The organism is Flavobacterium sp. RSP46 (assembly GCF_003984825.1).
GTDB lineage: Bacteria > Bacteroidota > Bacteroidia > Flavobacteriales > Flavobacteriaceae > Flavobacterium.
In genome coordinates, this window is record NZ_RYDM01000013.1 from 1 (window position 1) to 9,678 (window position 9,678).

Genomic DNA, 9,678 nt, shown 5'->3' on the forward strand with positions numbered 1-9,678 from the left:
AGGTGGTCATTTTGAATTGGAATCAGGTGCTCACTTTAAATTGGAATTGGGTGGTCAATATCACTGGAATTTGCACATATATTGGTAAAATGTCATTGTTATCCTCATAATTTTCATTCTTACTTTTTCTATCCCAATACTGTTTTGTTTGAAGTATTAATATATCAGGCTTAATGAGTCTATCAGGAACAATTAAAGGTGCATTTGGATCATTTTGGATTTCTTTTGTTAATAGCATTAAAGGAGTAGGTTCGGGTATAATTTTAGTAATAATTTCAAATTTCTTTTTAAGAATCTCAACTGTGTCATTACCCGTGTAATTTTCAGGAAGTTTTGTAATACGCAATGGTCTATCATACCTTACACTGATCCAATGAGAATAATCAGGTAAAGGTATTTGCATTTGTTCACAAGCCTTTCTTACACCTGAACCTGATATGCCATGTTTCTTTGTAATAAACCCAAAAGTGTTTTTCCAAACTAAATCATATAGTTCTGTACGACTAAAAGTTACTTTTTCCATATTGATCCATAATAAAAATCCATTTGAAATTTAATTAATTTTTTATCGAATTGCAGTTCTTTAATTTAAAACAATTTTATTTCTTAATATTTAAAAAAAAATATTATTTGTGTGAAAATAATTAAACTGCGTCAATTTCAACGAAAGATCAGTTGTAACCCTGCTGCAAAATTGTTTAGGAACTCACTTACAACAACCTGAATATAGGGTTTATGAAATGACAAATTAAAAGAAAATAAAAACAACCCAAAATAGTATTAAAATAGTATTTTTGGAGATTAGCATAGTTAATAAATTTCAATATTAATTTCAAATCAAAATTTAATATATACACATAAATGACATTTACAGAAGCGAAACAAGAATTTGATACCAAATATGAAAATGTGGCAGAGTTTGAATGTTTCATTCAAGAACACCTTACTTTTAATAAAAAAACAAACTTCAAAAAGACGGACGGAACCAAAAACGAAAATTACTATAAATGGCAATTTTTATATGCAATTATTCAATCCGGACTTTATATAAAAGACTACATAGGAACAGAAGTACAATTTCCAAAAGGAAACAAATCTTCTGCACCTTTAAAATTGGATGGAGCAATTTTTGATGAAATTACTTGGTTTGACAAGTACAAAGACTACCACGAAAATGGCAATAATGAAAGTTTAGAATGGTTAAGAGAACATTTAATAGTTTCCATAGAGTTTAAAAAAGAAGACAATAAAAATATTGCCGATGTTTGGGATAAACAACTTAAAGCCTATCTAAACGAAAGTAGAAGACCGTTTTGTTTAGCTGTTCTGTATGATACAGAACGACTTTATTTGTTTCGCAAACACAATAATAAATTTCTACGGTACAGTGAAGAATTTAACACGAAAGGACTAGAAAGTAAAACCAAAGAATTGGCTTTGCACCTTCCCGACCCTTATATGAATATTCCAAGTTTTGACGATATTTTAGAATGGACAGAATCCAAAACTATTGACCGTTCTAAACGTGGAATTAAAGAGCTAGATATTATTTCTGGAGTTCATTCTACGCAGATTAATGATGCTATGAGCAGCATTCTGCGGACTATGGAAAAAGTGGGATTAGTAAATGAAAGAGGATTCGAAATTTTAATTCAAATACTAGCATTAAAGATTTTTGATGAGAAAAGGAACCAAAAAAATAGTAGCCGCTTTTTAGACTATTACATTACCTCAGAAGAAAGAAATTTCAAATCGCTTGCTGATTTGCCACTTCAAGAATTTCTTAAGAGGATTAATCATTTAAGAATAGACGCCTCTGGAACTTATTTTAGAATACTTAAGGACAACACATTAAACCCAAAGGATGAGAACCATATAAAAGTTTTAATCGAAATTGTATTACAATTTCAAGATTATTCATTTGTAAAGTCACATAAAACAGATTTATACCAATTAGTATTTTACAAATTCGCTCCAAAATTTTCAAAAGAAGAAAATGCTCAATTCGTAACGCCTTTGCCTTTAATTGACTTTTTAGTAAGTATTGTCAATCCAAGAAATGGCGAAACAGTAATTGACCCAACTGTTGGTATTGCTGACTTCCTTTCAGTTTCTTATGTAAACTCAAATAGTAAATTAGACGACAATAATATTTTTGGAATGGATATTTCAGACCAAATGGTAATGCTTGCCACCTTAAACATGTTACTTAACGGGGATGGAAACGCAAAAATTAAAGCAATCGCTGGCCAAGGTTCTATTCTTTCAAAATTTGACCATAAAGGCGATGTTATTGAACTTGTACCAAGCATGAATAAAAATGGTGATTGGGATAATAGGCCTGATGAAAATCAGTTAAAAAAATTCGATGTGGTTTTGACAAATCCACCTTTTGGTGAAGATAGAGCATTTGTACCTTTAGATGATAAAGAACTTGAAATGATACAATGTTATGAACTATGGCATTTATATGGTAGTAAAGGTGTACAACCTTTAGAAGGGAAAAATAAAAAAGCAGTTAAGCAAATAAACAAGTTAGATAAAGGGATAATATTTCTTGAAAATGCATACCGTATTTTAAAAGAAAATGGCAGAATGGGAATAGTAATATCAAATTCCATTGCCAGTATTGACAGCCACAAAATAGCAAGAAAATGGCTGATGGATAAAATGCGGATTGTTGCCATTTTTGATTTACCAGCCAATGTATTTGCAGAAACGGGGGTAAATACGTCAATTATTGTAGCATACAAACCCAATGAAACAGAACTAACAAAATTAAAAGCACAGAATTACGAAGTGTATTTTAAAGGAATTGAAAAAGTGGGTTACGAAGTAAAAACAAGTAAACGAGTAAAATTCTTTTCGCCAAACTATAAAATCAATTATGAAAACTTTGAAATAGAAATTGACAAAGACGGGAGAGCTATGCTTGATGAAGAATTCACAAACACTATTTCTGAATTTAAGAAATGGTGTTTCAAACAAGAAAAATCATTACAGGATATTTTTGTAAAAGCTAAATAATTATGAGCAACGAATATATAAAAGTACCTAATACGATCTCTTTCAATTCTATTGTTGAGAAAGACTACACTTTGTCTTCTTCTCAATATATGGACTTGATAATGCCAAACGAAAACTTTCTTTTTGTAAAAGATTTTTTAAATAGAGATTTACAACGTAATGATTTAGGCGTAGAAGTTGGTTCATTAAATTACATAGGACAGTCCACCCATTATTTTGTAAGAACAAGAGCTTTACAATCTCATTCCTTTTTACCAGAAATAACAAGCGAAACTGCATTGCCAATTATGCCCAATTCATTTGTTGCTATGAATTTACGAGAAGGAGATATCCTAATATCGAAGGACAGTAATATTGGTGAAATAGTAATTTTAGATAAAGACTATCCAAACTTTATGCTTTCGGGAGCAATCTACAAATTACCCGTAACCGAAAAAAAACACTATTTATTAGCATTTATAAAACACAATCTTTTTAGAGAACAACTGGATTTTATGGTTCCAAAAGGCGCAACCATTCGCCATGCCAAAACATTGTTTTTAGATTGTAAAATCCCTATGCCAAATAAAAACGCGAAAAATGTAATCAACTTTGTTGAAGTTTTAACTCAAGCCATAATAAACAAGGAAAAACTTATCAAAGCAAGCCACGAAGCTATTTTAAAAGCTATTGAAACAGAACTTTTGGCAAATCAGAAAATAAATGATTTTAAATTTGAGTACCCGAAAATTAATGAAATAGAGAAAATTGGGCGTTTCGATACAAATTTGTACCGTAAAAGCTTTAAAGAAAAAGAATTTTTAATAACAAATTACAATAACGGATTTCAAACATTAAAGAAAAATGGTTTTACTTTAATAAGAGGTAATAATCTAGCTGTATCAGTTATTGGAAAAAGTATTTATTCGAATCAAGATAACCGAGGCTTTTACAACCTTATACTTCCAAAAAACATAAGTAAATACGGAACCATTATTAAAAAGGAGTATCTTGGAAATCCAAATAATTTAATAAAGCTTAAACAGGGTGATATTGTATTTGGTGCTGAGGGATTCGAAAAAGGTCGTTCAATCGTGATTTTCAATGATTCAAAAAGAAATATCACTAATTTTCATGGAATGACTATTCGTAATAATGAAAATAATTTGGTTAAATCTATTTTTCTAAAATGTGTTTTAGATTATCTAAGAAGTCTTGGATTAATTGATTTGTATGCTACCGGTGGTAATGGAGGTAGTCTTTCTCAGAAATATTGGGAAATTATACCTTTCCCAAAGTTTGGCATATCCAAACAAGAAGAAATTGCTAAACTATACCACAATGGAGAAATAGACTATAAAGCTGAAGTATTTACATTGGCAAACTTTTTAAACCAAGACAACGAATACAACCAACAAGCAGGAATTTACGAGCTAGATAAAACCGCGAAACAACTTAAAGAAATATTAAACCAATCCATTGATGCTATTGTAAATGATAGGGAGGTAGTAATAAGATTTAAATAATATTATATGACAATACCAACAGAATATCAAGGAAAATATTTTTATCATTTTACGCATATTGAGAATTTAGAGTCAATATTAAAAAATGGCTTTCTTTCAACAAATGAGAAAAATAAATTGGGAATCACACACAATGATGTTGCTAATGGAAATATTCAAGGTAGAAGAGCTGATATGGAAGTACCTATTGTTCCGGGAGGTACAGTACATGATTATGTTCCGTTTTATTTTTGCTCATCAAATCCTATGCTATTAGCCTTAACTAATACTAAAAATATTGATCAACCTTATTTAATTTTCTTTGCTATACCGTTTGAAAAGATAACTAAAGAAAATGTTATTTTTACTGATGCATCTGCAAACACTACTATACCTCCAAATTTTTATACAAATCCACAAGATTTAATTAATTTAGATTGGAATGCAATAAATCATACTAAATGGGCAGTAGGAACTGCTGATTTTAAGCATAAAAAAATGGCTGAAGTTCTTGTTTTCAATAATGTTCCCATAGATTGGATTACTCATATTGCGATTTGGAATGAAGAATTTAGAATCAAAGTCACAGAATTATTTGCAAAAAATAATAGAAAACTACCTCAATTGAATTTTGGTCATTTAAACTATAGACATTTTTATTTTACAAAATTTCCATTAGGGAGACCAAGGGAGACCTTAACTACAGGCCCAAATTATTTAAAAAGAATGTTTGATTTATTCACAAACAAAATTATTACAGAAAAAGAGAATAATGATAAAGTTTATAAATTTAAAAATACTCAAAAATTATTAGAAAGCATTGATAATGATTTTAATTCTATTGATGAATTAAAAGGTATTTTTGAACTTGAGACAGAAAATGAAATTCATAATGAAAACGTAAGCGATCATACTTTAAAAGTTGTTTCAAATGTTACAAACAGTGATTACTATAAGGAATCTGGAGATGAAGACAAAATTATTTTGAAATTATCTGCTTACCTGCACGATATTGGAAAAGGTCCAAAAGAAATTTGGAAAGACAATAATTATAAACAAAAGTCATATCCTGACCATCCCGTTGATTCTTTGAAAATGACTGCAAGAATAATGTTTGAAGAAATTGAACTATTAAGCGAATATCAAATTAGAATGATTTGTCTTCTTGTAGGTTACCATGATTTAATTGGTGAAATTTTTGGTAAGGGCAGAGATCGAAAACAATTATTTACTATTATAAATAATGAAAAAGAGTTTGAAATGTTAAATTGTCTAAGTCATTCAGATGTTTTATCTTTCAATAATTTATGGTCTTTAAGTTATGAATTACGCATAAAAGGATTAAGAAATGAATTTTTAGAACAATTAGATAAATGATACAATTTGTAACAGGTAATTTTTTTAATTATAAAGCAGACATTCGCATCAACACCGTAAATTGTGTTGGGGCAATGGGTGCTGGGGTTGCTTTGCAATTTAAAAATAAATACCCTGAAATGAATAAAGAATATGTAAAAGCCTGTAATGATGGCACAATACAAATTGGCAGACCACACGTATGGACAAACAATAACTTTTTTAATGAAGAGGAAAATGTAATCATAATAAATTTTCCTACTAAATTACATTGGAAAAACCCATCTGAATATGAATATGTAGAAAAGGGACTAGAGTGGCTTTCTAATTTTTTAACAAATCACAGAGGAAAAACTATAACTGTACCTGCTCTTGGTTGCGGACATGGCGGGCTTGATTGGAATGTTGTAAAAAAAATGATCGTTAAATATTTATCTGAAATAGAGATGAATGTTTTAGTTTTTGAACCTGAAAGTTCAATAAAAAAAAATGATATTCAAATTCAAGATGAACTTTTAAAGCATCATATAGAAAGGTTAACTCCAACCAGTGAAAACTATCCATCAAAACTTAAAGGAAAGTCTGGTTCAGAAATTTATATAAAAGGCGATATGAATTTATTAAACAAGAAATTATTTTCACTGTTTGTAAATTCAAATCCAGATGAAAAAGAAAAGAATGTAATTTTTCAATGTTTAGATAATAATGAGCTTACAAAGTTTACTTTTCTTTTAGGTTATAATAGCAGCTTTGAAATTGATGTTGTAAAATATTTACTTTCAAAAAAAATTCCTGTTATTATCACTCTACCCTATAGTATTCTTAATTTGAAAATCAGAAAAGATTTATTTGAGTATTGGGATGATAATTTAATTACTATAATTTCAATTTCAAGTCCTGACAGTAAATGGAATATTTCAGACTCAGTGAAATCCTTGAAATTTAGGTTGAAATTTTCAGATATCTTACTATTTACATATCATGAGTTAAATACAATAATCAAATTTGAAAAAGATATAGTTGAGAATAATAATTATAAATTTTTTATAAATTACTGGAGTGATTCTATTAATTTCTATAATTCTATAAAAGCACAGAAAATAGGAAAAGATCGAGACACTAAAAAACCAAATCTTAAAGCAATTTTACAGCTTATATAAACTAGGTTTAAAAAACATACAAATTATAATATATTGCAAACTAGCTACAAGAGCTCATTTTCTGAAGAATTAAAATAAATTATGAAAGCAAACGAATTACCAATAATTACCTTCCTTCAAGCGGTTAATGTACAATTTGTAATTCCAGTGTATCAGCGAAATTATGATTGGAAAAATGCGGAGTGCAAGGAATTATTAAACGATATTATTTCAGTTGAAACTGAGGATAGAGGAACACATTTTATTGGCAGTATTGTATTTGTTCACGAAGGCACATATAGCACTAGTGAAGTAAAAGAATTAGTAATCATAGATGGGCAACAACGTTTAACTACTATAAATATTTTGTATGTGGCATTGTATCGCTTTGCAAAAGAAAACAGTAAACCTCAGGCCGCTGACAGATTATATAATATGTTTTTGACCAATCAATATGTTCAAAACGAATCGAACAAATTAAAACTAAAGCAAACAGATTCGAATTCATTAGCATTTAACGCAATAATGCGGGGAACACAAAATGAATTTGGTACATTCTCAAATGTCATAGAGAACTACAACTATTTTAGAAGCTGCATCAACGATGAAAATTTTGAATTGATTTTAAGGGGTTTAAATAGACTCATATTTGTAGAAATCTCATTAGAAAGAGACAAAGACGATCCGCAGCGTATTTTTGAAAGCCTAAATTCAACAGGTTTAGATTTATCCCAATCAGATTTGATTCGTAATTTTATTTTAATGGACTTACCTCCAAAAGACCAAAATAGGATTTTTGAAACTATCTGGAATCCAATTGAAGAAAATGCAAAAGACATTGTAAAACAAAGCTCGTTAGTTTCGGATTTTATCAGAGATTACCTAACGCTTCGCAACAAGAAAATACCCAATAAAAATAAGGTGTATGCAGAGTTTAAAAGTCTTTATTCAAACAAAAAAGAGGATGCCTACCACCAGGAATTAGAAAACATAAAATCTTTATCCGTTCACTATAAAAAATTAGTCAATCCTTCAGTAGTTGCAGATGCAAACATCAGAAAAGAATTAGAATACATTAATCGGTTAGAAATAAATGTAGCCTATCCGTTTTTATTGCAAGTATTTGAGGATTCAGAAAATGGCTCGCTAAGCAAAGAGGATTTAATAAAAATCCTGAAACTAATTCAAAGCTATGCTTGGAGAAGGTTTGTTGTAGGCTTGCCAACCAATGCGTTAAATAAAATATTTATGAGCCTGTATGCCGAGGTAGATACAGAGGAATATTACGATTCTATTGCTAAAGTCCTGCTCAAAAAGAAAGGAAGTGCCAAATTCCCTACCAATGAAGATTTAAAAACGGCATTAAAGGATAAGGATTTGTATAACACACAGCCAAAAAACAGAAACTATTTGTTTGAAATGCTAGAGAACTACAACAACCGAGAATATGTAAATACTAACAATGAAAATATTACAATAGAACATATTTTTCCAAGAAACCCAAATGAGATTTGGAGTACTGATTTATCATCGGACGAGTATTTTTTATTTAAAGAAAAACATTTAAACACGATAGGAAATCTTACGCTTTCAGGAAACAATGGAGCTCTAAGTAATAAATCATTTCTGGCCAAAAAGGAAATGAATAATGACGGTAACGAACAAGGCTATAACTACAGCAGATTATGGTTAAACTCTTATTTGAAATCTTTGGATAATTGGAATGTTTCAAAATATAATGAACGGCTAAACATCATTTACGAAAGGTTTTTAAAAATATGGGAATACCCAGATGTTATAATTATTGATAGTGATGATTCATCAGATGAACAAAACATTTTTGATGCTGAAAGCCCAAGAAGTAAAAAGTTAGAGTATTTCGTTTTTGATAACACAAAAATCGAAGAGGATACAGTTTCCCAAATGTATTTATATGTGATTAGAAATCTTTATGAAAAGAACTCACAATTACTGCTAAATAATCAAGACATTTTCAAAATAACAAGAAATCCTTCTGATTTTAGATCCCCACAAGAAGTAATTAATGGATGGTTTGTGGAAGCTAATATGGATAGTAATAATAAGTTTAGCAGTTTAAAAAGACTTCTTGCTTTGTTTGAAATGGAAGACGAATTGTCAATAAAATATTCATCCGGCACAGAAAACGAATCAGAACCAAATCGTTTTAATGTTAGGAAAAAATATTGGCAACAATTATTACCAATAATAGAAAACACGAGCTTATTTGCAAATGTAAATCCTTCAAAAGACCATTGGCTATCTACAGGAGCTGGTACTGCAGGTGTGTCTTATACATTTGTAATCACTAAATCCTATGCAAGAATTGAATTAACTATTCTTAATTCGAGTAAGGAAACGAACAAAATGTACTTCAAAAAACTTCAAAAAAATAGAGAAGCAATAGAACAAACCTTTGGCAGCGCATTAGTTTGGGAGGAACTTCCAGAAAACAAAATGAGCAGAATAAAAATAGAAGAACAAGGCGTTAATTTATACGATGAATCCGATTGGGAAACAATGAATAAATTTATGGTTTCTAATCTTCCTAAGTTTGAAAACGCATTAAGCCCATTTATTGCAAATTCCAGTGATATTGACCACCCAATTCCAATTTAAAGTGAGCACCTGATTCCAATTCAAAATGACCACCT

General features: G+C 29.7%; 6 protein-coding genes. 5 read left to right on the top strand and 1 reads right to left on the bottom strand.

The window, feature by feature from the left end:
• Positions 1-22: 22 nt before the first annotated feature.
• Positions 23-523 (bottom strand): hypothetical protein, encoded by a 501-nt coding sequence (locus tag EKM01_RS14375; protein WP_126768722.1) that lies wholly within the window; start codon positions 521-523, stop codon positions 23-25.
• A 338-nt stretch (positions 524-861) separates the two neighbouring features.
• Between EKM01_RS14375 and EKM01_RS14380 the strand changes: the two genes are divergently transcribed.
• The 5 genes from EKM01_RS14380 to EKM01_RS14400 all read left to right on the top strand — a co-directional run bounded on the left by EKM01_RS14380 (position 862) and on the right by EKM01_RS14400 (position 9,643).
• On the top strand, positions 862-3,027 hold the full coding sequence (locus EKM01_RS14380; RefSeq protein WP_126768723.1) for a class I SAM-dependent DNA methyltransferase: 2,166 nt from the start codon (positions 862-864) through the stop codon (positions 3,025-3,027).
• Between the two features lie 101 nt (positions 3,028-3,128).
• The gene (locus EKM01_RS14385; RefSeq protein ID WP_126768724.1) at positions 3,129-4,532 is read left to right on the top strand and encodes a hypothetical protein; all 1,404 of its coding nucleotides are present in this window, start codon (positions 3,129-3,131) and stop codon (positions 4,530-4,532) included.
• A gap of 6 nt (positions 4,533-4,538) precedes the next feature.
• A complete protein-coding gene (locus tag EKM01_RS14390) occupies positions 4,539-5,888 on the top strand; it encodes a DarT ssDNA thymidine ADP-ribosyltransferase family protein (RefSeq protein ID WP_126768725.1) in 1,350 nt (449 codons plus the stop codon).
• Positions 5,885-7,027 carry a macro domain-containing protein gene (locus EKM01_RS14395; RefSeq protein ID WP_126768726.1) on the top strand — a complete coding sequence of 381 codons (1,143 nt, stop codon included), beginning with the start codon at positions 5,885-5,887 and terminating at the stop codon, positions 7,025-7,027. Before EKM01_RS14390 ends, EKM01_RS14395 begins: the two co-directional genes overlap by 4 nt.
• 81 nt (positions 7,028-7,108) lie before the next feature.
• Positions 7,109-9,643, top strand: coding sequence for a DUF4268 domain-containing protein (locus tag EKM01_RS14400; protein ID WP_126768727.1), 2,535 nt, complete (start codon positions 7,109-7,111; stop codon positions 9,641-9,643).
• Positions 9,644-9,678: the final 35 nt, after the last annotated feature.